Raw genomic sequence first — 26,096 nt, 5'->3', positions numbered from 1 at the left:
CTAAGCTCATTTCGCAGCCGGCTGCGCGGCGGGCGCAGCAGGCGTGGTGGTCGGGGCCGGCGCGGCGCCAGCCGCCGGAGCGGCCGGGGTCTCAGCGGCAGGCGCGGCGGCAGCCGGAGCAGCGGTCGCAGCCGGCGCGGCTTCAGCGGCCGGCGCCGTCGTCGAGCCGCCCTTCGAAGCCACCCAGGCTTCGAACTCGGGCTGGGTCACGACCTTGATCTCGATCGGCATGAAGGCGTGGTCGACGCCGCAAAGCTCCGAGCACTGACCATAGTAGGTCCCGACCTTCTCGGCCTTGAACCAGGTCTCGTTAACCCGTCCCGGGACGGCGTCCATCTTCAGGCCGAAGGCCGGGAGCGCGAGGGAGTGGATGACGTCCGCGCCGGTCACCAGCACACGGACCGTCTTGTCCACCGGAACCACCAGCGGATCAGTGGACGCCAGGCGGAACGGAACGTTGCGCTGCTTGGCTTCGTCTTCCGGCAGCATGTTCGAAACGAACTCGCTGACCTTCTGATCGGGCAATTCATAGCCCCAGTACCACTGATAGCCGGTGGCCTTAACGGTCAGGTCCGGCTTGGGCATGTCGTGATAGGCGAACAGCAGACGGAACGAGAAGATCGCGATGAACATCAGGATCAGGACCGGCACGACCGTCCAGATCACTTCGATCACCGTGTTGTGGCTCCACTTCGCCGGCACGGGGTTCGCGCGCTTGTTATAGCGCACGGCCACCCAGACCAGCAGGGCCAGCACGAACAGGCTGATGATCGTGATGATCGGCAGCAGGATAAAATCGTGGAAATTGTGCGCAGCGTGCTTCAGCGGCGAAGCGGCCGGCTGCAGCCCTATGCCGCCGGGCGTCGGCTGCCCCATCAATTCTTCAGCGAACGCCTGGACGCCCCAGAACGCCGACGTCGCGCCCGCAGTGGCTGCCGCCACCCACGTCCGCATGCCCTGAACCCTAGACTTCATGTCCCCTCGGTCTGCTTGGCCGGCCGCGCCTCGCGAAAGACGATCGCCCCCGCCGACTGGAATCAAGACGAACCGCCACGCAAACGCGGGGGCCCGCCCTTAAGTGGGGGTCCATACGCGCTCTCCCGGGGCTTGCCAAGGCGCTAAGACTTCCTATGGCGCGAACTCTGCCGTCCGACCGGCGATCTTTCCGTTCGCGGTCGTCGGAAAACCGGCGACGGATAGGGGCTAGCCCCACGAAAACGAAGGCCCGACGTGAGCGTCGCAGACGATCATTCCGGCCGCGCGAGGGCCCATACCTGTGACTCGAAAGCTCCTTGCCGCCGCCCCTGGGGTGACGTGGCGCGGGCGAACTCCTATTTTTCAAAATCGAAGTCTTTGAAAGCAGATCGCCGATGAACGCCCACGCCCCCGCCGCTTCGATCCTCGAGTCCGCCGGTGTCGCCCCTAGCCGGGCGCGTGAAATCCTCGGCCAGGCCCTGGCCGGAGCTGATGATGGCGAACTTTTCGTCGAACGCTCGGAGAGCGAGGCCTTTCTGTTCGACGACGGACGACTGAAGTCCGCCTCCTATGATTCGTCGGAGGGCTTCGGCCTGCGTGTCGTCGCCGGCGAGACTGCGGGGTATTCGCATTCCAGCGAGGTCTCCGAGGCCGCGATCCAACGCGCGGCCCAGTCCTCGGCTCTGGCCAAGCGCGGCTATTCCGGCGTTTCGGCCGATGGCCCTCGGGCGACGAACGCCAAGCTCTATGGCGAGGAGGATCCGACGGCCTCACCCGACTTTTCGGACAAGGTGGCGCTGCTGCAGGAAATCGACGCCTGGGCCCGGGCCCGGGATCCGCGTGTCGTTCAGGTCATGGCCAGCCTGGCGGGCGAGCGGCGGATCGTCGAGATTCTCCGCGCGGACGGGCGGCTGATCCGCGACGTCCGCCCGCTATGCCGGGTCAACGTCCAGGTCACCGTGGAAAAGGACGGCAAGCGGGAGAATGGCTTTTCCGGCGCCGGCGGTCGAGCCGGCTTCGAGGCTTGGATTTCTCCGGACAAGTGGCAAGCCCAGGCCGAGGAGGCGCTGCGCCAGGCCCTGGTGAACCTCGACGCCGTCCCCTGCCCCGCCGGTGAGATGGACGTGGTGCTCGGGCCGGGCTGGAACGGCGTGCTGCTGCACGAGGCGGTCGGCCATGGCCTGGAAGGCGACTTCAACCGCAAGGGCACCTCCGCCTTCTCCGGCCGCATCGGCGAGCGAGTGGCCGCCCCCGGCGTCACGGTCTTCGACGATGGCACGCTGGCCGGCCGCCGGGGCTCGCTGACCGTCGACGACGAGGGCACCCCGACCGAACGCACCATACTGATCGAGGACGGCATCCTGGTGGGCTACATGCACGACCGGATGAGCGCGCGGCTGATGGGCCTGACCGCCACCGGCAACGGGCGTCGGCAGTCCTACGCCCACATGCCCATGCCACGGATGACCAACACCGCCATGATGGCCGGCGTCCACAAGCAGGAGGAGATGATCGCCTCCACCAAGCGCGGCCTCTATTGCGCGAACTTCGGCGGCGGCCAGGTGGACATCACCAACGGCAAGTTCGTCTTCCAGTGCACCGAGGCCTATCTGATCGAGGACGGCAAGATCACCACGCCGGTCAAGGGCGCCACCCTGATCGGCGATGGTCCCTCGGCCCTGACGCGGGTCACCATGATCGGCGACGACTTCGACTTCGATCCCGGCGTCGGGGTCTGTGGCAAGTCGGGCCAGAGCGTGCCAGTGGGCGTGGGCCAGCCCTCGCTGAAGATCACCGGTCTGACCGTGGGCGGAACGAACATCTGAGGCCCGCCGTCCACAACATGTCGCCGATTTAATCCACATTTCAGGGATTTAATTGGCCTGTCCCCCCGGACGCTGGTCACTTGCCAGCGTTTCGGGGAGCATTGTTACATGATCGTTCCGGCCCTGGCCTCCGCATTGGCCCTCGCCGCACCGCCAGCACCGACTGCAGGCGCATCCGCCGCCGGCGTCATCAGCTATCCTCCTGGGTTCTTCGCAGCCGCCCAGCCAGCGAACGCGGAGGAGATGCTGCTGCGCCTGCCCGGCTTCAATCTCGACCTTGGCGAGGACGTTCGTGGTTTCGAGGGCGCCGCCGGCAACGTGCTGATCGACGGCCAACGGCCCGCGACCAAGACCGACAGCCTCGAGGAGATCCTGCGGCGTATCCCGGCCTCGCAAGTGGCGCGCATCGACCTGATCCGGGGCGGCGCACCGGGTGTCGACATGCAGGGCAAGGCGATCCTGGCCAATGTGGTGCGCAAGCCGGGCGCCGGCTTCCGTGGGCTGGCCGCCCTCTCCGCCCGCTCCGTCTATGACGGCCGGGGCAATCTGAGCGGCCGGATCGAGCTTTCGGGCGGGGCCAACGACCGGACCTGGGACGCTTCGGCTGTCGTGGGCAGCGGCGTCGACGACGGCGCCGGCGAGGGTCCGGAGGTCCGTCTCGGTCCTGACGGCGCGTCTCTGCGGCTCTCGGACGTGGATAGCGAGGGCGACACCCTACAGGAGATACTGACCGCCTCGTACTCGGCGCCCCTCCTGGGCGGCCGCGCCAAGGTCAACGGCCGCCTCTTCAACGACAATTTCAAGTTCGACGAGTCGAACACGATCACCTTCCCGTCGCCGGCGTTCGAAACGACGATCCTTCACCAGGACGAGTTCCAGACCGAACTGGGCGGCAACTTCCTGCGCGACTTCGGCCCCAAGACCTCGCTGGAGCTGGTCGCGATCCGGCAGGACGCGCAGATCGACATCACCGAGGACTTCGCAGCCGCGGCCGGGAAGGCCGCCTTCGCCCTGGACCGGCGCACCAGCGAAAGCATCGGCCGCGGCGTCATCAAGCACCGTCCAAGCGACCGGCTTTCGTTCGAACTCGGCGGCGAAGCGGCGCTGAACGTCCTGAAAAGCCGGACCAGCTATGCGGAGGACGACGTGCCGGTGGACCTGCCGGCGGCGAACGTGCGGGTTGAAGAGCGGCGCGGCGAGGCCTTCGTGAAAGCGACCTGGCGCGCAAACCCGAAGTGGACCTTCGAAGGCGGGCTTCGCTATGAGGCTTCGGCTATCGAATCGAGCGGCGACGTAGGCCTGGAGAAGACGCTCTACTATGCGAAGCCGAGGCTCGCCGTGACCTGGGCGACCACCAGGTCCACCCAGCTTCGGTTTCGGTTCGAAAGGGTGGTCGATCAGCTCGACTTCGACGACTTCGTTGCGGACTCCTCGCTCAACACCGGGGTGGTGACTGCGGGCAATCCCGACCTCGTGCCCGAACAGGCCTGGGTCGCTGAGGCGGCGATCGAGCAGCGCTTCCCGGGCGGCGCGGTGGTGGTCGTCACCGCCCGGCGCTCCCTGATCGACGACGTCATCGACCGCGCCCCGGTCTTCCTGCCGACCGGCGTGTTCGACGCGCCGAGCAATATCGGCGACGGGACCAAGGACGAACTGCTGCTGACGGCGACGCTGCCGTTCGATCCAGTCGGGTTGCGAGGGGTGACCTTGCGCGGCCAGGCCACCTGGCGCCATTCGGAAACCACCGACCCGACCACCGGCGAGGAACGCGAAATCTCCGGCCTGCGCCCCGTGGAGTGGGAGGCTCACCTGACCCACGACCTTCCGGCCTATCGCTTCAACTGGGGCGTGGACGTCTTCGGCGGTTGGCGCGAGACCTACTACCGCTTCAATGAGATCTCGACCGACAAGCTGAAGACTTATGTCGTGCCGTTCGCGGAGTGGAAGCCGCGGCGCGACATCGTCCTGCGGGCCGAAATCCAGAACGTGACGTCGCGGGGATTCCGCCACACGCGCGTCGTCTATGACGGCCCTCGCGACACCAGCCCCGTCGCCTTCATCAACGACCGGGATATCCAGGTCGGCCCGATGTACTGGTTCCGGATCCGCAAGACCTTCGGCTCCTGAGGACGGGCAAGAAAAAGGCCGGACGCCTGAGACGTCCGGCCTTGGCCTTTAGTTCTTCCGGTCGGCCCGGACGGCCGCTGGGCTGACCGCCCCACGCTCGCCGTCGAGCACCGGTGCGATCGGCTCGGGCTGGGCGCGTACCGGATCGTTGGCCCCGTGCGCCCAGTGCTTGATGAAGACGCTGAGGACGATGAAGACCACGCCAACCCCGACGCCGGCCCATCCGAGCTTGTTGAAGCCGTCGATCGAGGTGGCCAGAGCCGCGGCCGGGTCCAGCACCTGCCCGCCCACGGTCTCGGTTCCCATGGCGCCGGCGATGATGCCGCCGACGTACTGGGCGATCGAGGAGGAGAGGAACCACACCGCCATCATGAAGGACACGACCGAGGCCACGGAAAGCTTGGTGATCTCCGAAAGGCCGACCGGCGACAGGAAGAGCTCGCCGGTGGTGTGCAGCATATAGAGCAGGGCCAGCATGATCAGCGGCAGGCGGTAGTTGGCGTCCGCCAGACCTTGGGCCCAGACCACGACCAGGAAGCCCAGCCCGACCTGCAGCAGGCCGAGGCCGAACTTCAGGACCGGATTTGGGTCACGCCGCCGCGCGCCGAGCCAGGCCCACATGGCCGCGAAGATCGGCGCGAAGATCAGGATGAAGCCGGCGTTGAACGACTGGGTCTGAGCCGCCGAAATGCCCATCAGGTCGACGTTGCGGGCGGCGAACAGGTTGAGCGAGGTGCCCGCCTGTTCGAACAGGGTGAAGAACACCACCGAGCCGAAGATCAGCACCAGGGCCAGCATCATCCGCTCACGCTCGATCTTCCCGCACTTGGCGATGAGGAAGTAGGCGATGAAGATAATCGCAGCGATGGTGGAAATCCCCAGCGCCCAGCCGACCAGTTGGTTGCTCTGCACCAGCAGCCAGACCGGAATGACACCCAACAGGCCGGCGATGTAGATCAGCCATTCGCGGTTGATCGGCCCGGCCACGCGAGCTTTGAGCTGTTCGGGATTGGGCGGCTCGCCCTTGCCCTGCAGCAGCGGCTTGCCGAGGACGAAGACCACCCAGCCCAGCGCCATGCCGACGCCGGCCAGGCCGAAGCCGGCCCACCAGCCGACGGTCTGGCCTAGCAGGCCGCAGAGGACGGACGCCCAGAAAGCGCCGAGGTTGATGCCGTAATAGTAGAGGGTGAAGCCGGCGTCCCGGCGCGGGTCGCCCTGCGGATAGAGCTGGCCGACGATCGTGGAAATGTTCGGCTTCAGGAAGCCGACGCCCATGATGATCAGCGAAACCGCCAGGTAGAAGGCGTTCACGCCGAACGGATCACTTTGCTTCTCCATGGAGAAGCTGCCGCTCGGCAGGACGGTCGGCAGCGCGCCGCCGGGAGCCAGGCCCTTGATCTCCAGGCCGCCGTCCTTGTGCGCACCGAAGTCGTAGAGCCTGTCGTCGACCTTGATCTGGACCGTGCGCGATTCCATGCGGCCCTCGGCCACCACTTCGTACCTCTGGCCGCCATAGACCAGTTGCTGGGTCGACGGCGTTCCCTCCACGGCCATGGTGAGGTGGCCGGCGACCAGCAGCAGCGCACCGAAGGCCACGGCCTTTCGCGTTCCGAGGTAACGGTCGGCCAGCAGGCCGCCGATCAGCGGCAGGAGGTAGACCAGGCTGGTGTAGGAACCGTACTGCGCGCCGGCCGTGGCGTCGTCGAACAGCAGATGCTGCGTCAGGTAGAAGATCAGGATGGCGCGCATCCCGTAGTAGGAGAACCGCTCCCACATCTCGGCGAAAAACAGGATGATCAGTCCGCGCGGATGCTGCTTTCGCAGTTGCAGAAGTACGGGGATCCCTGTCGCCAAGGTAATGACGATCCCCAATAGGACTACGATATTCATGAGGGCGGTGTTCCGATTCCTTGTCGGCCGGCTCTCTCCGGGGAACGTTTCCTCCCCACCGGCCAGATTTGGCGGGAGAAGATCACGCTGACGGGCCAAGCACAAGCAATCGGGCGCCCGTCACCAGCTCGTTCCGGGGAGCCCGAGCCCGTCTGGGACGTTGGAGCAGATGAAGGAGACGCGTTTCATGCTGACCCCCGGCCCCGACCACCCGATCGACATCAAGCCCGCGAAGACCTACTGGCGGGTGATGTACGGAGAGCACGTGATCGCAGATAGCGGCGATGCTCTCGTGCTGCAGGAAGCCGACTACCCCCCCGTCGTCTACTTTCCCCGCGCCGACGTCTCGATGGAGTACCTGGCGCGGACGGATCACAAGACCCACTGCCCGTACAAGGGGGAGGCCTCGTACTACACGCTCCTGATGGACGGCCGCATGGCCGAGAACACGGTGTGGACCTACGAAGAGCCCTATCCGGCCATGGAGCAGATCCGCAGCCGCCTGGCCTTCTATCCAGACAAGGTCGAGATCTACGCCGTGGAAGACAAGCTGGCCGATCCGCGTCATCCCCATGCGGCGATCGACGAGATCGTGCAGCATACCGACAGCGGCGCCGGCTCGAGCCAGCGCGACCATTGGCCGCCGAATGTCAGCGCCCCTCGCGACGGAGGGGTCGTCTGACCGCCATTCAGTAGGCGAAGTCCTCGAAGGCCCGCCGCACGTCGCCTTTCCATGGCCCGTGATAGAGTTCGAGCAGGCGTTCGGCCGGCGTCAGGCCGCTGTCGGCGATCTCTTCAAGCTCGCTCAGATAGTTGCTCTCGTCCACCATGCCGGCGCTGAGCCGGTTGCGGTTCTTGAGCCCTTGCCTGGCGATGGCGACCATGTCCTTGGCGACATCCTGGACGCTGCGGCCGTTGACTTGCGCCTTGAGGCCCAGGCGGGCGACATCGGCCCGCAGCCGCTCGTGGTCCTCGACCCGCCAGTCCTTGCAGAGGTCCCAGGCGGCCGCCAGGGCGGCCTGATCGTAGAAGATGCCCGCCCAGAGCGCGGGAAGCGCGCAAAGCCGGCTCCAGGAGCCGGAGTCGGCGCCGCGCATCTCCAGATACTGCTTCAGGCGGACCTCCGGGAAAGCGGTGGTCGTATGGTCGGCCCAGTCCTTGATGGTCGGGCGTTCGCCCGGCAGCTCGGCCAGCTCACCGGCCATGAACTTGCGGAAGGACCGGCCCGAGAGGTCGAGGTACTTGTCGTCGCGCTTGGCGAAGTACATCGGCACGTCGAGGACGTAGTTGGCGTAGGTCTCGTAGCCGAAGCCGTCGGCGAAGACGAAATCCAGCATCCCCGTCCGATCAGGATCGGTGTCGGTCCAGACATTGGCCCTGCTCGACAGGAAGCCGGATGGCTTGCCCTCGATGAAGGGCGAGTTGGCGAACAGGGCGGTCGCGATCGGCTGCAAGGCCAGGCTCGCACGGAATTTGGCGACCATGTCCGCCTCGGAGGCGAAATCGAGGTTCGCCTGGACCGTACAGGTGCGGAACATCATGTCGAGGCCGAGATTGCCGACCTTCGGCATGTATTCCCGCATGATCTTGTAGCGGCCCTTGGGCATCACCGGGATCTCGTCGCGCCGCCAGATCGGCGTGAAGCCGAGGCCCAGGAAGCCTAGCCCCAGTTCGTCGGCCACGGCCTTCACCTCGGTGAGGTGCTGGCCGGTTTCCTCGCAGATCTCGTGCATGGTCTCGAGGGGCGCGCCGGAAAGCTCGAACTGGCCGCCGGGCTCGAGGCTGACATTGGCCTTGCCGCGCTCCAGGGCGATGATGTGCTCGCCCTCATAGACGCCCTTCCACCCGAAGCGGGTGAGGCCCTCAAGCAGCGCCTTGATCCCGGCCGGTCCCTCATAGGGGATCGGGTCATAAGTCCCCAGGCGGAAGACGAACTTCTCGTGTTCGGCCCCCACGCGCCATTCGCTGGCGGGCTTCTCACCCGCCTCAAACCAGCGGACCAGGTCCTCCAGCGTGAGGGGTCGTTCGTCCGTCACGACGCCGGCCATCTCGTTCTCCCAGCCCAGTCCAGCCAAAGCGGCGCGATCTTTACGCCGTTCAGACACCTGGGCGCAATTCAGGAAACCTCAAGGCCTCGCCAATCGCCCTGCGCAGCTTGCCAAAGAGTAAGCGCGCTGATCGCGGCGGTGTCGGCCCGCAGGATCCTTGGTCCAAGCGAAGCGGGCGTCGCATAGGGAAGGTTCCGCAACCGCTCGCGCTCGGCCGGCGAAAATCCGCCTTCCGGCCCGATCAGGATGGCCCAGGGGGCCGACGCCGCGCCTGCGAGGGCGTCCAGCACCGGTCTGGCGTCGCCCGCCTCGTCGCAGAACAGCAGCCGGCGCGAGGCCTCCCAGCCGTCGATCAGCTTTCCCAGCTTCACCGGCTCGATGATTTCCGGCACGTCCAGACGGCCGGTCTGCTCGGCGGCTTCGGCGGCGATGGCGCTGAGGCGATCCACCCGCGTACGCTCGGCGTTGGTCCGCTCGGTGATCGCCAGGCGCACCCGCCGCGCGCCCAGTTCGGCGGCCTTTTCCACGATCGTCTCGATCCGCGAGCGCTTGACCAGGGCGACGATGAGATCGACGTCCGGACCGAAGGCCTGCGGACGTTCGAGGGCGAGCGGACGCAGGATGACGCCGCGCTTTCCCGCCACCTCGATCGCGGTGCGCCACTCTCCGTCACGGCCGTTGAACACCAGCACCTCGTCCCCGACGTCGCGCCGCATCACGGAGGTCAGATAGTGGCTTTGCCCATGATCAAGGGCGAGCGCCACGCCCTGGGCGAGATCTGCGGAAACGAACAATCTGATCATGGAACGAGGTTCTAGCGCCGACCGGCTGATCAGGACTAGGCTCGACGCCATGTCAAAGCCGGACAATGACGACGAATACGAGGCCGAGCTCGCCCATCTGCAGCTCAGCCTTGTGAAGTATCAGCAGCGCGCCATGACCAGCGGCGACAAGGTGTTGATTATCTTCGAGGGCCGGGACGCCGCCGGGAAGGACGGCGTCATCCGACGCATCACCGAGCATATGTCGGTCCGCGCGACCCGCGTGGTCGCCCTGCCCAAGCCGACGGAGCAGGAAATCACCCAGTGGTATTTCCAGCGCTATGCGGCGCACCTGCCCGGCGCCGGTCAGGTCGTGATCTTCAACCGCTCGTGGTACAACCGGGCCGGCGTCGAGCGAGTCATGGGCTTTTCCACACCCGCCGAGCAGGAGACCTTCCTGCGCGACGTCTCCCATTTCGAGATGATGCTGGTGGAGAGCGGGCTCAAGCTCGTGAAGATCTGGCTCGACATCAGCCGCAAGGAGCAACGCGAGCGCCTCAAGGATCGGCGGGAAGATCCGCTGAAAGCGCTCAAGGTCAGCGCTATGGACGACGTCGCTCAGGAAAAGTGGGCCGAGTACAGCGCCGCGCGCGACGAGATGCTGACGCGCACCCACACCGAGGTGAGCCCCTGGGTCTGCGTCGTCACCGACGAAAAGAAGACCGCCCGGATCAACGTGATGCGCCACCTCATCAAGACGATCACGCCACACGAAATCGCCGAGAACGCCCACAGGCCGGACCCCGACGTCCTCTTCCGGTTTGAGATCGACGCCATCGCCCAAGGCCGGCTGAACAAGTAGCGAGGTCGGGGTGGAGCATATTTCGGCCGCGGCCGCCCGGCGCATCGCGCTGGCCGCTCAGGGTTTTGCGGACAAGCGGCCTGCGGCGCCGGGCCGGCGGCATCTGCTGAAGACCGTCGAGCGCCTCGGCGTCGTGCAGATCGACTCGGTGAATGTCGTCTCGCGCACCCATTACCTACCGTTCTTCTCGCGCCTCGGCGCCTATCCGAGACCGTTGCTGGAAGAGATCGCCTGGGGCCGCAAGCCGGCTCTCGTCGAATACTGGGCCCACGAGGCCTCGCTGACCCTCCCGACGACCCGTCCCCTGCTGCAATGGCGCATGGACGACGCACGCGCGGGCGTCGGCGTCTGGAGGGGCATAGCCAAGTTCCTCCGCTCTCACGAGGACTTCATCGCCAAGGCGCTCAAGGAGATCGAAACGCGCGGGCCCTTGTCGGCTTCGGAGCTCAGCATCGGCGCCAAGGGCGCAGGCAGTTGGTGGGGCTGGGGTGAAGGCAAGCGTGCTCTGGAATCCCTCTTCTGGATCGGCGACCTCGCCACCGCCACCCGTCGCAGCACGTTCGAGCGTGTCTATGGCGTGCCCAACGATGTGCTTCCCGCGCAGGCGCGAACCGAGCCGCCGCCGCGCGACGAGGCCCAGCGCCAGCTCCTGCGCATCGCCGCCCGCGCTCAGGGCGTGGCGACCGAACGCGACCTCCGCGACTATTTCCGCATGGGCGTCACAGAGACCAAGGCGCGCATCGCCGAGCTGGTCGAGACCGGCGAACTGGTCCCCGTGAAGGTCGAGGGCTGGGACAACGGCGCTTATCTGCATCGCGACGCCAGGCGTCCCCGGAAGGTCGTGGCCAGCGCCCTGCTCTCCCCCTTCGACAACCTCATCTGGTTCCGCGAGCGGACCGAACGGCTTTTCGGGACTAGGATTCGGCTGGAGATCTACACCCCCGCGCACAAGCGGGTGCACGGCTACTACGTCCTGCCTTTCCTGCAGGACGAGGCGATCACCGCCAGGGTCGACCTGAAGGCCGAACGCAGGAAGGGCGTGCTGCTGGTCCAGGCGGCCCACGCCGAGCCGGGCGCCAACGGCCAAACCGCCGCCCGGCTGGCTGGCGAACTGAAACTCATGGCTGGCTGGCTCGCCCTGGACCGGGTCGAAGTCGCCCCGAAGGGCGACCTCGCCGCAGCGGTCGCGGCGGCCCTGGCGGGCTAGATCACCCCCAGCGCCGTCATGGCCTCGGCCACGCGCACGAAGCCCGCGACATTGGCGCCGAGGACGTAGTCGCCGGGCGCGCCGTATTCCTCCGCGGTGGCTGCACAGGTGTCGTGGATATTGGCCATGATCTCGGCCAGCCGCGCTTCGGTCTGTTCGAACGACCAGCTATCGCGCGAAGCGTTCTGCTGCATTTCCAGGGCCGAGGTCGCCACGCCGCCTGCATTGGCCGCCTTGCCGGGCGCAAACAGCACGCCGGCCTCCTGGAAGAGGCGGACCGCCTCCGGCGTAGAGGGCATGTTGGCGCCCTCGCCCACCGCAATGACGCCGGCGGCGATCAGGGTCCGCGCGTCCTTGCCGGTCAGCTCGTTCTGGGTCGCCGAGGGCATGGCGACGTCGCAGGGCACGTCCCACACCGAGCCCTCGTCCACGTAGTAGGCGCCCTTTCCGCGCAGGGCGGCGTAGTCCGCCACCCGACCCCGGCGGACCTCCTTGACCTCCTTGAGGAGCTCAAGGTCGATACCGGCCTCGTCCACGACATAGCCATTGGAGTCCGAGCAGGCGACGACCCGTCCGCCGAACTGCTCAACCTTTTCCATGGTGTAGATCGCGACATTGCCCGATCCGGACACTACCACCCGGCGACCATCGAACGAGGCGCCCTTCGTGGCCAGCATCCGCTCGACGAAATATACGGCGCCGTATCCGGTGGCCTCGCGCCGCGCGCGCGAACCGCCATAGACCAAGCCCTTGCCGGTCAGCACCCCCGCCTCGTAGCGGTTGGTCAGACGCGTGTACTGGCCGAACAGATAGCCGATCTCGCGCCCGCCCACCCCGATGTCGCCAGCCGGCACGTCCACGTACTCGCCGATGTGCCGATGCAGTTCCAGCATGAAGGATTGGCAGAAGCGCATGATCTCGCCGTCGGAGCGTCCGCGCGGGTTGAAGTCGGAGCCGCCCTTCCCGCCGCCGATCGGCATGCCGGTCAGGGCGTTCTTGAAGGTCTGCTCGAAGCCCAGGAACTTGATGATCCCGAGATTGACCGAGGGATGGAACCGCAACCCGCCCTTGTAGGGACCGAGCGCGGAGTTGAACTGCACCCGGAAGCCGCGGTTGATCTGGACTTGGCCCGCGTCGTCGACCCACGGAACCCGGAAGATGATCTGGCGCTCAGGCTCGCAGATCCGCTCGATCAGCGCATGATCCGCATATTCGGGATGCTTGGCGACCACACGGCCCAGGCTCTCCAGCACCTCGCGGACCGCCTGATGGAACTCACCCTCGCCGGCATTGCGGCTCAGCACTTCGGCGAGCACAGGCTCAAGTTTCTCGTCGATGCCGACCAAGGCGTCCTCCTCCAAATCGCGCGGGGACCTTAGAGGCCGCCCGCCAAGCGGATGCTTCATCGAACAACCCGCGGTCGAATCCAACCCATCGGCTAAGCCTGCGCCTGCAAATCCGCGTGTACGGAACGCCCGGCCGGCTAGGTTCGGCGCGGCTGGAGGCCAGCGCGTGCGGCATGGCGGCGGGCCAGATGGCTGCTGTCGTTCAGCGTCGAGCACAGGGCCGCAACCGCTGGTCGAGCCACTCGAACTGCGCCAGCATGACGGCGATCTCCGTGTCCGAGAACTCGGCCAGCATCTCCGCTTCCCTCTTGGCCAGCTCCCGGCGGATCTCGGCGACCCGCTGCTGGCCGGCGGCGGTGAGATGAACCACACGCGCACGTACGTCCGCGGTGTCGGCCCTCCGCTCCCCCAGGCCTTGCCGAGAGAGAATGTCGATCAGGCGCACCAGGCTAGAGCTGTCGACGCCCACCAGCGTGGCCAGGTCCTTAATGCCTCAGCGCAAAGCCACAGAGGTCAACAACGCCTTCAAGGGCGCCGAATTCTCCACAAGATCTGCGAGCGTGTAGCCGTCGAGGACGTTCAGGAACGCCAGTTGGGCCTCAGCCAGCGCGTGGCGGAGGCGACAGACCGGCGAGATCGCACAAGTGGCGTTCACCGGGTCGAAGCAGGGCATTAGCGCCATGTCCGGTTCGGTGTGCCGAACAAGCTGACCAAGATTGATCTCCTCGGGCGAGCGGGCCAACCGCAATCCGCCCCCCTTTCCTCGCACCGTGTCGAGATAGCCGGCCTGGCCAAGCTCGTAGACCACCTTCATCAGGTGATTGCGCGAGATCTGATAGCTGTCGGCGATCTCGCCAATCGTCGGCAGGGGCTCGGGGCGGACGGCGACATACATCAGCACGCGGAGCGCGTAGTCGGTGTAGACGGTCAGACGCATGGCGCGGATATCCGTTGGCAGGGCGGGTCATTTATCCGCCCGCCCCTCAAGGCGTCCACATGGCGGCATTCAGATCAATGGCGGTCGCCGATCCGAGGCAACTCGGCGAATTGGTGGAACGGCGGCGGCGAGGACAACGTCCATTCCAGAGTTGTCGCCCCTTCGCCCCAGGGGTTGGCGCGACCGCGTCGGCCGCGCGCGAACGCCTCGGCGACCGTCACGAAGAACACGACGATGCTCGCAGCCATGATCACATATCCGATGGAAGAGACCTTGTTCCACAGCGTGAAAGCCTCCGGATAATCGGCATAGCGGCGGGGCATCCCCTGCATGCCCAGGAAGTGCTGCGGAAAGAAGATCAGGTTCGTGCCGATGAAGAACACCCAGAAATGGATGCGCGCCAGGGTTTCGTTGTACTGCGGGCCCGACATCTTCTCGAACCAGTAGTAGAAGGCCGCGAAGATGCTGAAAATCGCGCCGAGCGACAGCACGTAGTGGAAGTGCGCCACGACGTAATAGGTGTCGTGGAAGGTCCTATCCAGTCCGGCGCTGGCCAGGGCGATGCCCGTGACGCCCCCAAGGGTGAACACGAAGATGAAGCCCATGGCCCATAGCATCGGCGCCTTGAACTCAACCGAACCACCCCACATCGTCGCGACCCAAGAGAATACCTTGATGCCGGTCGGAACCCCGATGACCATCGAGGCGGCCGAGAAATAGATGGTCAGGCCGAGGCTCATCCCCACCGTGAACATGTGGTGGGCCCAGACGATCGAGCCGAGGAATGCGATGGCGGCCATGGCCGCGACCATACCCATGTAACCGAAGATCGGCTTCTTCGAGAAGGTCGCCACCACATGGCTGATCACGCCGAAGCCTGGCAGGATCATGATGTAGACTTCCGGGTGACCGAAGAACCAGAACAGGTGCTGGTACATCACCGGGTCGCCGCCGCCGGCCGCATCGAAGAAGTGGGTGTTGAAGTTGCGGTCGGTGAGCAGCATCGTGATCGCGCCGGCCAAGACCGGCAGGGTCGTCAGCAGCATGAAGGCGGTGATCAGCACCGACCAAGCAAACAGCGGCATGCGTCCCAGGGTCATGCCGGGCGCGCGCATGTTGAAGATCGTGGTGATGAAGTTGATCGCCCCGAGAATCGAGGACGCACCTGCAAGGTGGATCGACAAGATGACGAGATCCACTGAGGGGCCGGGATGGCCGCTGGTCGACAGCGGAGGATAGAGCGTCCAGCCGGTGCCCGCGCCGAGTCCTGGCCCTCCATCCACGAACAACGACAGCATCAGGAGGCTGAATGCGGCCACCAGAAGCCAAAAGGAGATGTTGTTCATTCGCGGGAACGCCATGTCCGGCGCCCCGATCATCAAGGGGACGAAGTAGTTTCCGAAAGCCCCCATCTGCGCCGGCATCACGACGAAGAACACCATGACCAACGCGTGGCCCGTGACCGCTACGTTGAAGCCATGTTTGCCGGTGAACACGCCCAATTGGGACAGCCATGAGCCTTCCGCGAAGATCTGCAGGCCGGGCTCGTAGAGCTCCCAACGCATCAGTCCTGACAACGCCCCACCGATCACGCCGGCGATGATCGCGAAGATCAGGTATAGGACACCTATATCCTTGTGATTAGTGGAGAAAAGCCATCGGGCGACGAACCCGGATCTTCCATCCTCCACCGTGCCGATCGCTTGTCCCACAGATCCGGCGACATCGTCCATTTGGTCGTCCTCCGCCCAAAGATGCATTCTCCATACTCTTTTTTGCCTCTTAAGCAATATTGCGTATACTGGTTATAAAAAGGAGACGATGATGGCGAAGCTCCCGCGTGGCGTGGCCCCAAGGATCGGCCCGGGCGTCGAGGTCGGCGTCACCGAGGAGGTCATCCACCGGCAGGTCCACACGTTCTACGCCACAGTCCGCCACGATCCGGCGCTAGGCCCGATCTTCGACCGGGCCATCGACGATTGGGACGGCCACCTGGCGAAGATGTGCGACTTCTGGTCCTCGGTGCTACTGATGACCGGGCGCTTCAAGGGCTCGCCCATGGCCGCTCATGCGCGCATACCCGAAATCCGCAGCACGCATTTCGCACGCTGGCTGCATCTATTCGCTCAGACTGCTCACGCCGTCTGCCCACCAGCGGCGGCCGAGTTGTTCATCGCCAAGTCGGAAATGATCGGCCAGAGTCTTCAGCTCGGCCTCGCCGCCAGCCGCGGCGAGGAAACGGACCGGCTCAGAAATTAAGGCGCCTTCCACACCAAACCGACGCCCGCTTCAGAAAATGCTCTAGATCAGCCTGGCTGCGGCGCAGGCCCTTAGCCCCTCGCGCGCCGTGGCGATCAGATCCGCCGCGCTTCGGGCCGAATAGACGGCATAGATCGAATAGGCGAACTCCGGCGCCCGCTCGACAAGGCGGACCTGCCCGCTTTCGACATAGGGAAGGATCGCTGCGCGCCGGAAATACCCTGCCCCGCCAACGGTGAGCAGATAGCTCAGGGCGAGAGGGCCGAGCGAAATCGCCACCGCCGGATTGGCCAGTTCCGGAAAGGCGGTGGCGTGGCTCGTCCGGAAGGGTTCGCCCCAATCGACGAAGATGTAGTCGTCCGACCGCACAGCTCCATCCTTGGCTGTCGTGACAAGCACGAGCTTCTCTTCAGCCAGCAGTTCGAGCACCAGTTCGGGCCGCTGCGGCGGACTGTAGAGCACCGCAACGTCCAGCGACCCGTCCTGCACGCGATCCAGTAGTTGGGACACGCTCCCCACCTCGGCCCGAACCGCGACGTCCGGCTGATGGTCACGCATCCACAGCATCCAGTCCTCCATCAGCGGGCTCCACAGGCTGAACTCGCCGCCGATCCCGACGAGGTTGGCCCGCCCCGGGGGCAGCGCGATCTGTTGGCGCGCCCGCTCCCAGACCTGCACGAGGGTGGTGGCATGGTGCACGAAGCGGTCGCCGGCAGGCGTGAGCCGGGCGCCTGCCCGGTTGCGCACGAACAGTCGCCGACCGACCTGGTCTTCCAGCAGGCGCACGCGGGCGCTGACAGCGGTCTGAGTCAGATGGAGCCGCTCGGCCGCCCCGACGAAGCTCCCGGTGGCGACGATCTCCAGGAAGGTTTTGGCAAGGCCGATATCCATCGCGTTAGTGCAACATTTTTCATTTTAACCGGCAATAGCATTCATTTGCTTGCATATTTCGAAGGTCGCAAACTGGCGTTGCACGGCCGCCTGGAGGGCCGTCGCGGACCACGAACGGAGACCACCATGTCGCTGCAACTGGGGCAAAAGGCCCCGGACTTCGAACAAGACAGCACAGAAGGACCGATCAGCTTCCACGCTTGGCTTGGTGATGCCTGGGGAGTGCTGTTCAGCCATCCGAAGGACTTCACGCCAGTCTGCACGACGGAGCTCGGCGCCGTCGCCCGCCTCAAGCCGGAATGGAGCCGGCGCAACGTCAAGCCGATCGCGCTTTCGGTGGATCCAGTGGATGCGCACAGGGCCTGGGCGGGAGACATCGCCGAGACGCAGGGCCAGACGCTCAACTATCCGGTGCTGGCCGATACCGATCGGAAGGTCGCGCAGATTTACGACATGATCCACCCGCTGAGCGACCCGTTGCTGACCGTCAGGGCGGTCTATGTCATCGACCCCGCCAAGACCATTCGGATGTCCTTGACCTATCCGCCGAGCACCGGCCGAAACTTCCAGGAGATTCTGCGGGTCATCGACGCCCTGCAACTGACCGACGCAGAGAAGGTCGCGACCCCGGCCGACTGGCTGCCGAGCGAGCCGGCGATCATCCCTCCCAGCCTCTCTGACGAGGCCGCCAGAGAGCGCTTCCCGCAGGGCTGGACCACGCTGAAGCCTTATCTGCGGATGGTGCAGGTTTCATGAGCGACGACCTGCGTCGAACATCGGGGCGATCTGCTCGCCGACCTCGACCGCGCCCTGCATGCAGTCAGCGCAATCCCGATCTCAAGGCGTCCTGACGATGTTCCCGTTTCCCGCCCTCCCCTATGACGACGACGCCCTTGCCCCGATTATCTCCGCTCGCACGTTGCGCGCCCACCACGGGCGACACCAGGCGCGTCATGTCCAGGTCACCAACGAACTTCTGAGCACGCGCGGCTACGTAGTTGAGACGCTCGAGGAAGTTGTCGTCGAGGCGTTCCGAACCGGCCAACGCAAGCTGTTCGACAACGCCGCGCAGGCCTGGAATCACGGCTTCTTCTGGAATTGCATGCGGCCCGGCGGCAGCGCGCTCGAGGGGCGTTTCGCCCAGGCCGTGGTATCGGCGTTTGGCAGCCTCGAGGGTCTGCGGGCGTCCTTCCTCACGGAGGCCGCCGCCCACTTCGGCTCTGGATGGGTCTGGCTGGTGGCCGAACGCGGCGGGTTGTCCGTGGCCTCGACGCACAATGCCGGCACCCCGCTGGTCTGGAATGGATCCACGCCGCTGCTGGCCTGCGACCTCTGGGAGCACGCCTACTATCTCGACCATCAGGGTGACCGTGCGGGCTTCCTGTCGGCTTGGTGGGACAACCTCGTCGACTGGACCTTCGTCGCCCGCCAATTCGAGGCCGAAAACGCAGGCCAGGCGGGATGGCGCTACCCGCTCCCAGCGCTCGCATGAGGGCGCCGCCACCAAGGTTTTAACGTTTGGAGGCTTTGCAGATGAGATTTCTTCACAGAGCCGTGCGCTGGCTGACGCAGAATGGCGCGCCCTGGCGTCAATATCTCCAGGTGTCCATCGCTGAAAATGCGGCTCAAGGCGTCCCGTCCCAGCCGGCCGTAGCGGATCGCCGTGGTCAGCTTACCCTGGCGCCTAATCCTGGCGCCGCTGACTTCCAGGAACGCCCCCAAGTCCGCGACTAAGGGAGCTTAGGGCAACCTTCCGAGCCGATAGGCTCGGCCCCGACGGATGGCCTTGTCTTGCCCTTGATCAATGCGTGGCGGGGAGTAAGTCGGAGGCTTCATGCTCCAATGAGCTGAGCCTCGGAGACCTCGTAGCCATGTACGCCATGTTGCTGTCGAGCGCCGGCGCGCCGCTTGAGGCGGTCACACGCCCAGACCCTGAGCCTGGGCCCGGCGAGATCAGGCTGAAGGTGCTTGCCTGCGGCGTCTGTCGGACCGACCTCCATCTGCTGGACGGCGACCTGCCGATCAGACGGCCTGTCGTGCCAGGACATGAGGTCGTGGGGCGGGTGGAAGCCATGGGACCTGGTGTGAATGGCTTTGAGATCGGCGATCGCGTCGGCGTGCCTTGGCTGGGGCGAACCTGCGGAGCATGCGCCTACTGCCGCGAGGGATCTGAGAATCTTTGCGACACGCCGCAGTTCACCGGCTGGAGCCGTGATGGCGGCTATGCCGACATCATCGTCGCCGACGCGAACTTCTGCTTCCCCATTCCCTCGCAATACAGCGATGTCGAGGCCGCGCCGCTGATGTGCGCCGGGCTGATCGGATACCGGTGCTGGCGAAAGGCCTGCGAAGGCCGCCCGGTGACGACGCTCGGCCTCTATGGCTTTGGAGCCGCCGCTCATCTCCTCGCCCAACTGGCGCTCTCGCAAGGGCAGGAGGTTCTGGCCTTCACTCGGCCTGGCGACGAGGCCGCGCAAAGGCTGGCTGTGGAGTTGGGATGCCGGTGGGCCGGCGGCTCCGACGAACGCCCGCCGGTGGAACTTGACGCAGCCATCATCTTCGCGCCTGTCGGCGAACTCGTGCCCCAGGCCCTCAGCGCGGTCCGGAAAGGCGGGGTCGTGGTCTGCGGCGGCATCCACATGAGCCAGATTCCCAGCCTGCCATATTCGCTCCTGTGGCAGGAGCGGCGGCTGGTTTCGGTGGCGAACCTGACTCGCGCCGACGCCCAGGCCTATCTCCCGCTCGCCGCCAAGGCTGGGGTTCGCCCGCATACGACCGCCTATCCCCTGAGCGAAGCCAATACGGCGCTCGATGACCTCAGACATGGCCGCTTCACCGGCGCGGCGGTGCTTGTGCCATAGCGGTGGCGCGCGCGAAGAACCGGCCAGCCAGACAACTGCTTGGAATTTGGAGCGGGCGATGGGATTCGAACCCACGACATTCAGCTTGGGAAGCTGGTCCTAAACCAATGGAATCGGTTGATTAGATCCCAAAGATTTACGGGGCAAACGGCGCTGTTCCTTGGCCGCATGGGCGCGCTGCTGGCCAGGATGGGGCCGGCGGTTCTGTTCACCCACCCCCAGGGCGGTGGTCCAGGCTGGCTGATGGCGATCAAGAGCCCCAACGTCAAGGCCATCATCGCATTCGAGCCGGGCAATGGCTTCATCTGGTCTTCATGACGTCCTGCGCCGGTTATCCCGGCTGTGAGGCGTTCCGGCAGTGCTTAGCTTGAGCAAGCGCGAGCATGGGCGTTGCGGCTCGCGCATCGGCAGGCGTCTTAGGCGGCGGAGGGCGGCTTGAGATGCAGGATAGGCCGGCTGGCGCTCGCGGGCGTACGCGGCGTCGCAGCCGGCGGACGGGAGATCTTGTCGAGGGGGCGACGTCGACGCCGCAAGACGGTTGTGAAACTCATGTGACTCCTGGATGTTGCGAGGCTTCCACCTCGATGAATTTGCGTGATGCTGGCGAGCGCCTGTTGCGCGCAGCCGGATCGGCGGTCGTCAGAAGACCGTGGTCGATACGCCCCAGACCAGCCTGTTGATCTGTTCAGCCAGGGCCTCGGCTGCTGCGATGTCGCAGTCTGCGCGCAGGTCGAGCGTAAAGAGCGAGTTGCTGTACGACGACGCTTCGCCGTCGCTCCGCTCGAAGGCGAGGAATGGCGAGCCGTCGGACTTTGCGTGAACGACGCAACGGTGCTGTTGGTCGGGGCTCATTGCAGGATCCTTCGATCTCCGTCGTCGCTGCGCGATTGCAATCGGCGCACGACGTCTGAGGCTTCCTCCCAGGTCAGCCCCTCCTGGAGCACGCGCTCGACGATGACTGTCTTGCCGGTCCACCGGTCGAAGACAGCCCAGCCAGCGGCGTCCCGCCTGAGGTCGAATTGCGCGGCCATGGGACGGCGCGGCCGTGACCCGTGAACGCCACGGCCTCTTAGGCCTAGGCCGTCTGCAGCTGTCCAGCCGCGGTCTTGCCGCTGCGGCTGTCGCGTTCCAATTCGAAGCTCAGCTTCTGGCCTTCATGTAGCGACGCCAGGCCTGCGCGCTCCACGGCCGAGATGTGCACGAACACATCGCTGCCGCCATTCTCGGGCTGGATGAAGCCAAAGCCCTTTTGGCCGTTGAACCACTTTACGGTGCCGGTTTGCATAGTTTTTTCCCTTTCGGGTATGAGTTCTCGCGCTCGAAATGAGCGAGAAGATCAAATTTTTCGAAGAGGATCGTAGGTTTTCCCGAAATCTAGAGCGGGACTCTTTTTCGGAATTTTGCGAACCAGCGCGAGTATTTGATAGGCAAATATCGCACACTTATTCGCGCGACCATAGGAATATTTTAGATCGCGAAATTTTTGTGGCTAGATGCTACGTCCGGGCGCCATGCGCACAACTCTCATCAGAACTATCGTCAATGTCTCAAAGCATGACTGGCTTTGGTCGGTCGACGACGAGGGGCAGGCCTTTGGTCACAGCCCGGACAAGGAGATCGCAAGAGCGGCCGCTCATCGTCACGCTCGGCGACTCGTCGACGGCGGACGGCCCTGCGAAGTGAGGGTGTCGGGCGAAGCGCCGAACTGGAGAGGCTAGCGCGCGGACTCAGTCGCCCCCGGCTGCATCCCCGACCATATCGCGAGCGGCTACGCGGCGAGCGACTTCCAGAGCATGCAGCGCTCGGCGGTCTTCCGCTTCCGCCAGGATAGTCCAGGCCTGGGCGGCAGAGTGTAACTTGCCTCGGACATGTGCGAGCGCGGCGTCCGCCGCCGCGTCAAGAGCGTCGGCAGCACGCCGCCGGTAGTCGGCTGCCGCGATCTGGCTCTTGAGCATCAGATGAACCTTCCTGGATTTGACGGCGGAATGGGGTCGAGAGCGCCACGGGGCGTGGGAGGTCTAAGCAGCCGTATTCCTGCCGTCGGCTTTTCGGCGGTCGCGGTTAGATCGTTTCTGGCCCTTGGCCATGGGGGGGCCCGTCGGCCAGAGGGTTGGTGACGGCGAAGCTGAGCACGACCTCGTTCGGCAGGGCGTCAGACCGAAGCGGATTGGAAAAGCCAATCTCCAGCCGGTTCGGCGTATCGTCGATGACAGTGAGCCGATCATCGACCCAGGCTCCCCCAGCAGCGGCGTGGCTTCCCCAGACTTCCAGCCAGCAGTCGACGTCCTGGGCCGGGATCTCTATCCGCTGCTCACAGTCTCGGTTCCCCACCCTGGAGCCATAGGCCAGGCGCGGCAGCGCGGACGCCGCGGCGCCAACGGGGCGCAGGTGAACGCTCCATCGATGCAGGCCCGCATCGGCGCGTGCAGTCACGGCGAGGCTGATCGTCGATCCGGCCGCCATATTCAGATTGCGCATGAACTGGTCCCAAGTTGGGAGCGACGTCTGCTCATTGGCCGCCGCTGAGAGGATTGGGCGGGGCGGCCGGCCGTCGGCCATGCAGCCGCTCGAGCATCTGCCGCAGGCGCTCCGCCTCGGCTGCAAGCTCGGTGACGTCTTCCTGAAGCTGGGCGTTCCTCTGACGCAGATAGGCGTTCTGCCGTACGAGGTCTTCCAGATGGACCGGGTTCACCGCACCGCCCTCCAGCCCAGGAGGGCGAATATCTTGGGCAGCAACAGCGCCCCGACGACCAGCAGTGCGGACGCTATGAAAAGTGACGGCATCCGCTCACCGAGGATCCGGCCGCAAAGCCGCCGCCGATCGCCTTCGACCGAGATCGGCGGTTTCGGAAGCCTGGTGAGCGCCGATTAGCCTCGCCCACTCCCGTTTGCCGGCCACTCTTTGGTGGCCGCCGAGGTCAGGCAGGAAGGACCGCCTCTTCTCCAGCAGCCTCTCGTTTATCCAGAAGCTATCAAAGCCGATCACCGCGCGCGACGAGCTCATCAACCGCCCGGCCATGTTGCAGGCGGCGCGGTCGTTCGCGGCATGACACAGATATCGCGTCCCTTGCGCCGATGCATCCGCCATTCGGATCTCGACCGCCCAATATCCCGGCTCCTCTTCTATTGTTTTCAGCTTCAATAAATCGCCCATGTATGAGCTTTCACGATCTCTCTGGAGATACGCAGCGCGTATCTATCCGGGAGAATGCGCCGCCTTGGACGCCCTTGATCAATTTGATATTAGCACGTTTACGCCAGGGCGCGTCATCCATACGTAAAACTGATTACGTTTTGCAGAGACAGCGCCCCTTAGGCCGGAAATACCTCGGCTTCTGGACTGGACCGATCGCGAGCCTCACTGGGCGATGGGCTGATCGAAATCGGGATTTTGCTTCAGACGCGCGATGGACCCCGCTCGTCGCCGCAGTTGCTGCACCGACAGTACGACCCACGAGGGCGTCAGCCGGAAAAGCTGACTCTCTGCTCTGCAATTTCAACGACTTACGAGATGGCATTTCCAAAAAACGCCATTTCTCGGAAGAACGCCAGAGCGAGCAGCGAGCCCGACGCCCCATCTAGTCGTTTGATTTTTATAGATTATTGGAGCGGGCGATGGGATTCGAACCCACGACATTCAGCTTGGGAAGCTGGTCCTAAACCAACGGAACCCGCCGGTTAGATCCCAAAGATTTACAAAGTAAACGGCGTTGCTCCTTGGCGCGCATGGGCGCGAAGGGAACTTCGAAATGGACGCGCCGATCATGCGCGACAGGGCCGAAATCGACATTCTTAGAACGGCACCGCCGGCGCAATACAACGAAGCTGCACCGTTGTAAAAGAGTCGACCATCCGCCTAGCCTGCTGCCATGAACATCTGGAAGCACCGCGAGCAGATCGGCCTCGCACTGCTCGCGCTGCTCGCCTTCACTGGCCTCACCTTGGCGATGGCGCTCGCCTTCATGGATAAGCCCACAGGCGGCGCATTGTGCGGCGCCCTCGGCCTGCTGCTCCTCGCCTTCCTCCAACTCTCCCGCTTCAAGGCATTCAAAGGTCTCGGCTTTGAAGCCGAACTCTGGGAGGACAAGCAGAAGGAGGCCGCCGAATTGGTCGAACGGACGCGCGATCTGCTCGGCGTCCTGTCAACGACAATGCTGACCGCAGCCCCACGCCTCGGCCGCCTCGGCACGGCATTTTCTCGCCGCGAGCTTCTGGATCTGGCGCAGGAGGTAGAGCAGTTGCTTGTTGAGGCCGGCGCGCCCGAGGCGTCGAACCCACGCCTTCGGGGAGAGATCGATCGACTGATCAGCTGGGATCTCGCCCGCGAGACTACGGGTACCTTGGGAAAGGAAATTCGACAGCGCGCCGAGCAGCTTCGAGCCGAGATCAGCCAGCGCTTCGGGAGCCCCATCAGTGATGCGGAGGGGTTCGGGCGCGAGCTGGAGCGGGTCAGAACCCTACAGGCTTGCACAATCGACCCGAAGGACCTCGACCCATTGAACCGAGGTCAGTGGGCGGCGGACATCAGTGCGCGCATCACTGCCCTGCCGGAATTCACCGAGGCCGAGAAGGCGTCTCTGCGCAATCAGGTGAACGACAGCCTCCTCGACCTAGAGGCGTGGACAAACGGGCGTAACGTCAGGCGCCCCGAGACATTCTTCAATCCGCGGCCGCGCGAATAGGATCCGTTGCACGCCTCTTGCCGCCGTCGCTCCACAGGAATGAGCGCACGTACAATCGCAAACGCCGCTTCTTTTGCCCGACCCAGCATGGGAACGCCTGCATCGGCAGCCAGGGCACCAAAATCAACTACGTGAACAGCCCCTCACCATGTCCAAGGCCAGCCTGCCAACTTCGCCTCCGGCGACTCTCGCTTGTCTCGATCGACCAATCTGGTGGAAGGGCGCGCGCCAAGCTCCAGGTCAGGCCACCGCAATCACCGAAGGCTGCCGGTCGCCGCTGGAACTAAACCTCAAGAACCGCGAAGTGGCGAACCTCACATGGCTTGAGGTGGGCTTCATCGTGCGCTTGGCGGCACTGACGGGCCTTCGGCGCGCGGATCTGCTGCGGCTCGAATGGGCGCACATCAGCGACGTCGCGATCCAGCTGACGCCGCTGAAGACCAGTCGGCGCCGCCAACCCCGGCGCGTCATCGTGCCCCTGCTCGACGAAACGCTCGCCCTGCTGAAGGAGATCAAGGAGCAGCAAGAGCGTCGCTGGACCGAACTCGCCGGGGCGGCGATGCATAAGGGCACGTCCGCGCCACCCAAACCGCACACCGTGCTCAGCAACACCCGCGGGCGCGCCTGGACCAAGGACGGCGCCGAGCACCAGGTGCTGGAGACCAAGCAGAAGCTCGGCATCGACAAGCACTTGCATGACTGCCGCGGCAGTTTCGCCACGCGCCTGCGCAAGGCCGGGGCCACGGCGTCGGAAATCGCCGACATCCTGGGCTGGACCGAAGCGCGCGTCGAACGCCTGTTGGCGCTCTACGTCGACACTGACGACGTGGTCCGCGACTTCGCCGAACGCATCCGGGCGAAGTCCGCCGCGCGGCGGCAATCCTGACCTGAAAATCTGGCGCATGCCGCGCCCACTATGGAGAACATCATGACCAGTACCGGAATGATCGACGGCGGAGGACCGCCCCTCGCGCCTTCTCGAGTTCTTGAGCGTCGGACCAGCCCGGGTGTCTACGGCGCTCGGCTCGGCCCGACCTGGCTCGGGAGCCGGTGGCCGCCGCCGCTCGGCCCGACGGCGATCGGCCTCCTGATCCAACCGCCCATGCCGGAGGGCGACCGGTGGCGCGAACTGGACTGCGACGGCTATGCGCGCCAGATGGTGCAGCTTGAGCAGACCGGAACGGATCGGTTCATCGCGACAACGGGCGCCGTTTTCGATCTCGCGGCCCAACAGATCGCCCCCGTCCGGCACCTGGGCATCTTCGACGGCGATCAGTTGCTCTATTTCGGAGCGCTCCTCCTGACTCAGTCGTCGGGGCAGAACGGCATCCATCTGCCGCCCCGCTCACTCCAGGTGAAGCTTAAGCGGTAGTGTTCCCCGGCGGGGAACCTCATCGCAGGTCGATGGGGTTTTCGCTCCCCCA

28 protein-coding genes and 1 tRNA gene are annotated in these 26,096 nt (G+C 65.1%); 13 read left to right on the top strand and 16 right to left on the bottom strand.

Annotated elements, in window-relative coordinates; translation table 11 throughout:
• Nucleotides 1-6: 6 nt before the first annotated feature.
• A complete protein-coding gene (gene coxB, locus ABID41_RS11625; RefSeq protein ID WP_354297714.1) occupies nt 7-975 on the bottom strand; it encodes a cytochrome c oxidase subunit II in 969 nt (322 codons plus the stop codon).
• Between the two features lie 395 nt (nt 976-1,370).
• On the opposite strand from coxB, the gene tldD reads away from it, so the two are divergent.
• Together tldD and ABID41_RS11615 are read left to right on the top strand one after the other, a co-directional pair.
• A complete protein-coding gene (gene tldD, locus ABID41_RS11620) occupies nt 1,371-2,801 on the top strand; it encodes a metalloprotease TldD (protein ID WP_354297713.1) in 1,431 nt (476 codons plus the stop codon).
• A 108-nt stretch (nt 2,802-2,909) separates the two neighbouring features.
• On the top strand, nt 2,910-4,928 hold the full coding sequence (locus ABID41_RS11615) for a TonB-dependent receptor plug domain-containing protein (RefSeq protein WP_354297712.1): 2,019 nt from the start codon (nt 2,910-2,912) through the stop codon (nt 4,926-4,928).
• Nucleotides 4,929-4,976: 48 nt separating this feature from the next.
• Here the strand turns inward: ABID41_RS11615 and ABID41_RS11610 are convergent, their stop codons facing one another.
• Nucleotides 4,977-6,818 carry a peptide MFS transporter gene (locus ABID41_RS11610; protein ID WP_331933053.1) on the bottom strand — a complete coding sequence of 614 codons (1,842 nt, stop codon included), beginning with the start codon at nt 6,816-6,818 and terminating at the stop codon, nt 4,977-4,979.
• Between the two features lie 187 nt (nt 6,819-7,005).
• On the opposite strand from ABID41_RS11610, the gene ABID41_RS11605 reads away from it, so the two are divergent.
• Nucleotides 7,006-7,500 carry a DUF427 domain-containing protein gene (locus ABID41_RS11605; protein WP_354297711.1) on the top strand — a complete coding sequence of 165 codons (495 nt, stop codon included), beginning with the start codon at nt 7,006-7,008 and terminating at the stop codon, nt 7,498-7,500.
• Nucleotides 7,501-7,507: 7 nt separating this feature from the next.
• Here the strand turns inward: ABID41_RS11605 and ABID41_RS11600 are convergent, their stop codons facing one another.
• Both ABID41_RS11600 and ABID41_RS11595 read right to left on the bottom strand, forming a co-directional pair.
• On the bottom strand, nt 7,508-8,866 hold the full coding sequence (locus ABID41_RS11600; protein WP_354297710.1) for a glutamate--cysteine ligase: 1,359 nt from the start codon (nt 8,864-8,866) through the stop codon (nt 7,508-7,510).
• A 68-nt stretch (nt 8,867-8,934) separates the two neighbouring features.
• Entirely contained in the window at nt 8,935-9,669 is a 735-nt protein-coding gene (locus ABID41_RS11595; RefSeq protein ID WP_354297709.1) for a 16S rRNA (uracil(1498)-N(3))-methyltransferase, read from the bottom strand.
• A gap of 49 nt (nt 9,670-9,718) precedes the next feature.
• Between ABID41_RS11595 and ppk2 the strand changes: the two genes are divergently transcribed.
• Together ppk2 and ABID41_RS11585 are read left to right on the top strand one after the other, a co-directional pair.
• Nucleotides 9,719-10,489 (top strand): polyphosphate kinase 2, encoded by a 771-nt coding sequence (ppk2, locus tag ABID41_RS11590; RefSeq protein WP_354297708.1) that lies wholly within the window; start codon nt 9,719-9,721, stop codon nt 10,487-10,489.
• Nucleotides 10,490-10,499: 10 nt separating this feature from the next.
• Nucleotides 10,500-11,696, top strand: coding sequence for a winged helix-turn-helix domain-containing protein (locus tag ABID41_RS11585; protein WP_354297707.1), 1,197 nt, complete (start codon nt 10,500-10,502; stop codon nt 11,694-11,696).
• On the opposite strand, the gene gdhA is transcribed toward ABID41_RS11585, so the two are convergent.
• The 4 genes from gdhA to ctaD all read right to left on the bottom strand — a co-directional run bounded on the left by gdhA (nt 11,693) and on the right by ctaD (nt 15,712).
• Complete coding sequence (gdhA, locus tag ABID41_RS11580) at nt 11,693-13,042, bottom strand: NADP-specific glutamate dehydrogenase (protein WP_354297706.1); 1,350 nt, start codon at nt 13,040-13,042, stop codon at nt 11,693-11,695. The genes ABID41_RS11585 and gdhA overlap by 4 nt on opposite strands.
• Before the next feature lie 202 nt (nt 13,043-13,244).
• Nucleotides 13,245-13,412, bottom strand: a complete 168-nt coding sequence (locus ABID41_RS11575) for a hypothetical protein (RefSeq protein ID WP_354297705.1) — start codon at nt 13,410-13,412, stop codon at nt 13,245-13,247.
• A 123-nt stretch (nt 13,413-13,535) separates the two neighbouring features.
• The gene (locus ABID41_RS11570; protein ID WP_331933045.1) at nt 13,536-13,979 is read right to left on the bottom strand and encodes an RrF2 family transcriptional regulator; all 444 of its coding nucleotides are present in this window, start codon (nt 13,977-13,979) and stop codon (nt 13,536-13,538) included.
• A gap of 74 nt (nt 13,980-14,053) precedes the next feature.
• Complete coding sequence (gene ctaD / locus ABID41_RS11565; RefSeq protein ID WP_354297704.1) at nt 14,054-15,712, bottom strand: cytochrome c oxidase subunit I; 1,659 nt, start codon at nt 15,710-15,712, stop codon at nt 14,054-14,056.
• A 91-nt stretch (nt 15,713-15,803) separates the two neighbouring features.
• Here ctaD and ABID41_RS11560 point away from each other — a divergent pair, with 91 nt between their 5' ends.
• Nucleotides 15,804-16,238 carry a group III truncated hemoglobin gene (locus tag ABID41_RS11560; protein WP_354297703.1) on the top strand — a complete coding sequence of 145 codons (435 nt, stop codon included), beginning with the start codon at nt 15,804-15,806 and terminating at the stop codon, nt 16,236-16,238.
• Nucleotides 16,239-16,280: 42 nt separating this feature from the next.
• Here ABID41_RS11560 and ABID41_RS11555 read toward each other — a convergent pair whose 3' ends face one another.
• The gene (locus tag ABID41_RS11555) at nt 16,281-17,051 is read right to left on the bottom strand and encodes a LysR family transcriptional regulator (RefSeq protein ID WP_435530008.1); all 771 of its coding nucleotides are present in this window, start codon (nt 17,049-17,051) and stop codon (nt 16,281-16,283) included.
• Between ABID41_RS11555 and ABID41_RS11545 the strand changes: the two genes are divergently transcribed.
• The 4 genes from ABID41_RS11545 to ABID41_RS11530 all read left to right on the top strand — a co-directional run bounded on the left by ABID41_RS11545 (nt 16,932) and on the right by ABID41_RS11530 (nt 20,308).
• Entirely contained in the window at nt 16,932-17,885 is a 954-nt protein-coding gene (locus ABID41_RS11545) for a peroxiredoxin (RefSeq protein WP_435530007.1), read from the top strand. The two genes, ABID41_RS11555 and ABID41_RS11545, sit on opposite strands and share 120 nt — an antisense overlap.
• A gap of 97 nt (nt 17,886-17,982) precedes the next feature.
• A complete protein-coding gene (locus tag ABID41_RS11540; RefSeq protein WP_354297701.1) occupies nt 17,983-18,621 on the top strand; it encodes a superoxide dismutase in 639 nt (212 codons plus the stop codon).
• A gap of 379 nt (nt 18,622-19,000) precedes the next feature.
• A complete protein-coding gene (locus ABID41_RS11535) occupies nt 19,001-19,990 on the top strand; it encodes a zinc-dependent alcohol dehydrogenase family protein (RefSeq protein ID WP_354297700.1) in 990 nt (329 codons plus the stop codon).
• 168 nt (nt 19,991-20,158) lie between these two features.
• Nucleotides 20,159-20,308, top strand: coding sequence for a hypothetical protein (locus ABID41_RS11530; protein ID WP_354297699.1), 150 nt, complete (start codon nt 20,159-20,161; stop codon nt 20,306-20,308).
• 321 nt (nt 20,309-20,629) lie between these two features.
• On the opposite strand, the gene ABID41_RS11525 is transcribed toward ABID41_RS11530, so the two are convergent.
• The 7 genes from ABID41_RS11525 to ABID41_RS11495 form a co-directional block, all read right to left on the bottom strand.
• Complete coding sequence (locus ABID41_RS11525; protein WP_354297698.1) at nt 20,630-20,842, bottom strand: hypothetical protein; 213 nt, start codon at nt 20,840-20,842, stop codon at nt 20,630-20,632.
• Complete coding sequence (locus tag ABID41_RS11520; RefSeq protein WP_354297697.1) at nt 20,839-21,021, bottom strand: hypothetical protein; 183 nt, start codon at nt 21,019-21,021, stop codon at nt 20,839-20,841. Before ABID41_RS11520 ends, ABID41_RS11525 begins: the two co-directional genes overlap by 4 nt.
• A 44-nt stretch (nt 21,022-21,065) precedes the next feature.
• Complete coding sequence (locus tag ABID41_RS11515) at nt 21,066-21,275, bottom strand: cold-shock protein (protein ID WP_354297696.1); 210 nt, start codon at nt 21,273-21,275, stop codon at nt 21,066-21,068.
• 776 nt (nt 21,276-22,051) lie between these two features.
• A complete protein-coding gene (locus tag ABID41_RS11510; protein ID WP_354297695.1) occupies nt 22,052-22,468 on the bottom strand; it encodes a hypothetical protein in 417 nt (138 codons plus the stop codon).
• Between the two features lie 31 nt (nt 22,469-22,499).
• Nucleotides 22,500-22,682, bottom strand: a complete 183-nt coding sequence (locus tag ABID41_RS11505) for a hypothetical protein (RefSeq protein ID WP_354297694.1) — start codon at nt 22,680-22,682, stop codon at nt 22,500-22,502.
• Between the two features lie 96 nt (nt 22,683-22,778).
• On the bottom strand, nt 22,779-23,144 hold the full coding sequence (locus ABID41_RS11500) for a hypothetical protein (protein WP_354297693.1): 366 nt from the start codon (nt 23,142-23,144) through the stop codon (nt 22,779-22,781).
• A 450-nt stretch (nt 23,145-23,594) separates the two neighbouring features.
• Nucleotides 23,595-23,665, bottom strand: a tRNA-Gly gene (locus tag ABID41_RS11495).
• 194 nt (nt 23,666-23,859) lie between these two features.
• On the opposite strand from ABID41_RS11495, the gene ABID41_RS11490 reads away from it, so the two are divergent.
• The 3 genes from ABID41_RS11490 to ABID41_RS11480 all read left to right on the top strand — a co-directional run bounded on the left by ABID41_RS11490 (nt 23,860) and on the right by ABID41_RS11480 (nt 26,044).
• Entirely contained in the window at nt 23,860-24,672 is an 813-nt protein-coding gene (locus tag ABID41_RS11490; protein ID WP_354297692.1) for a hypothetical protein, read from the top strand.
• A 148-nt stretch (nt 24,673-24,820) separates the two neighbouring features.
• A complete protein-coding gene (locus ABID41_RS11485; RefSeq protein WP_354297691.1) occupies nt 24,821-25,558 on the top strand; it encodes a tyrosine-type recombinase/integrase in 738 nt (245 codons plus the stop codon).
• A gap of 42 nt (nt 25,559-25,600) precedes the next feature.
• On the top strand, nt 25,601-26,044 hold the full coding sequence (locus ABID41_RS11480; RefSeq protein ID WP_354297690.1) for a hypothetical protein: 444 nt from the start codon (nt 25,601-25,603) through the stop codon (nt 26,042-26,044).
• The last annotated feature ends 52 nt before the right edge of the window (nt 26,045-26,096 follow it).

Source organism: Phenylobacterium koreense, assembly GCF_040545335.1.
In the GTDB taxonomy this organism is placed as follows: domain Bacteria; phylum Pseudomonadota; class Alphaproteobacteria; order Caulobacterales; family Caulobacteraceae; genus Phenylobacterium; species Phenylobacterium koreense.
This window is presented reverse-complemented; position numbering and strand designations above follow the sequence as displayed.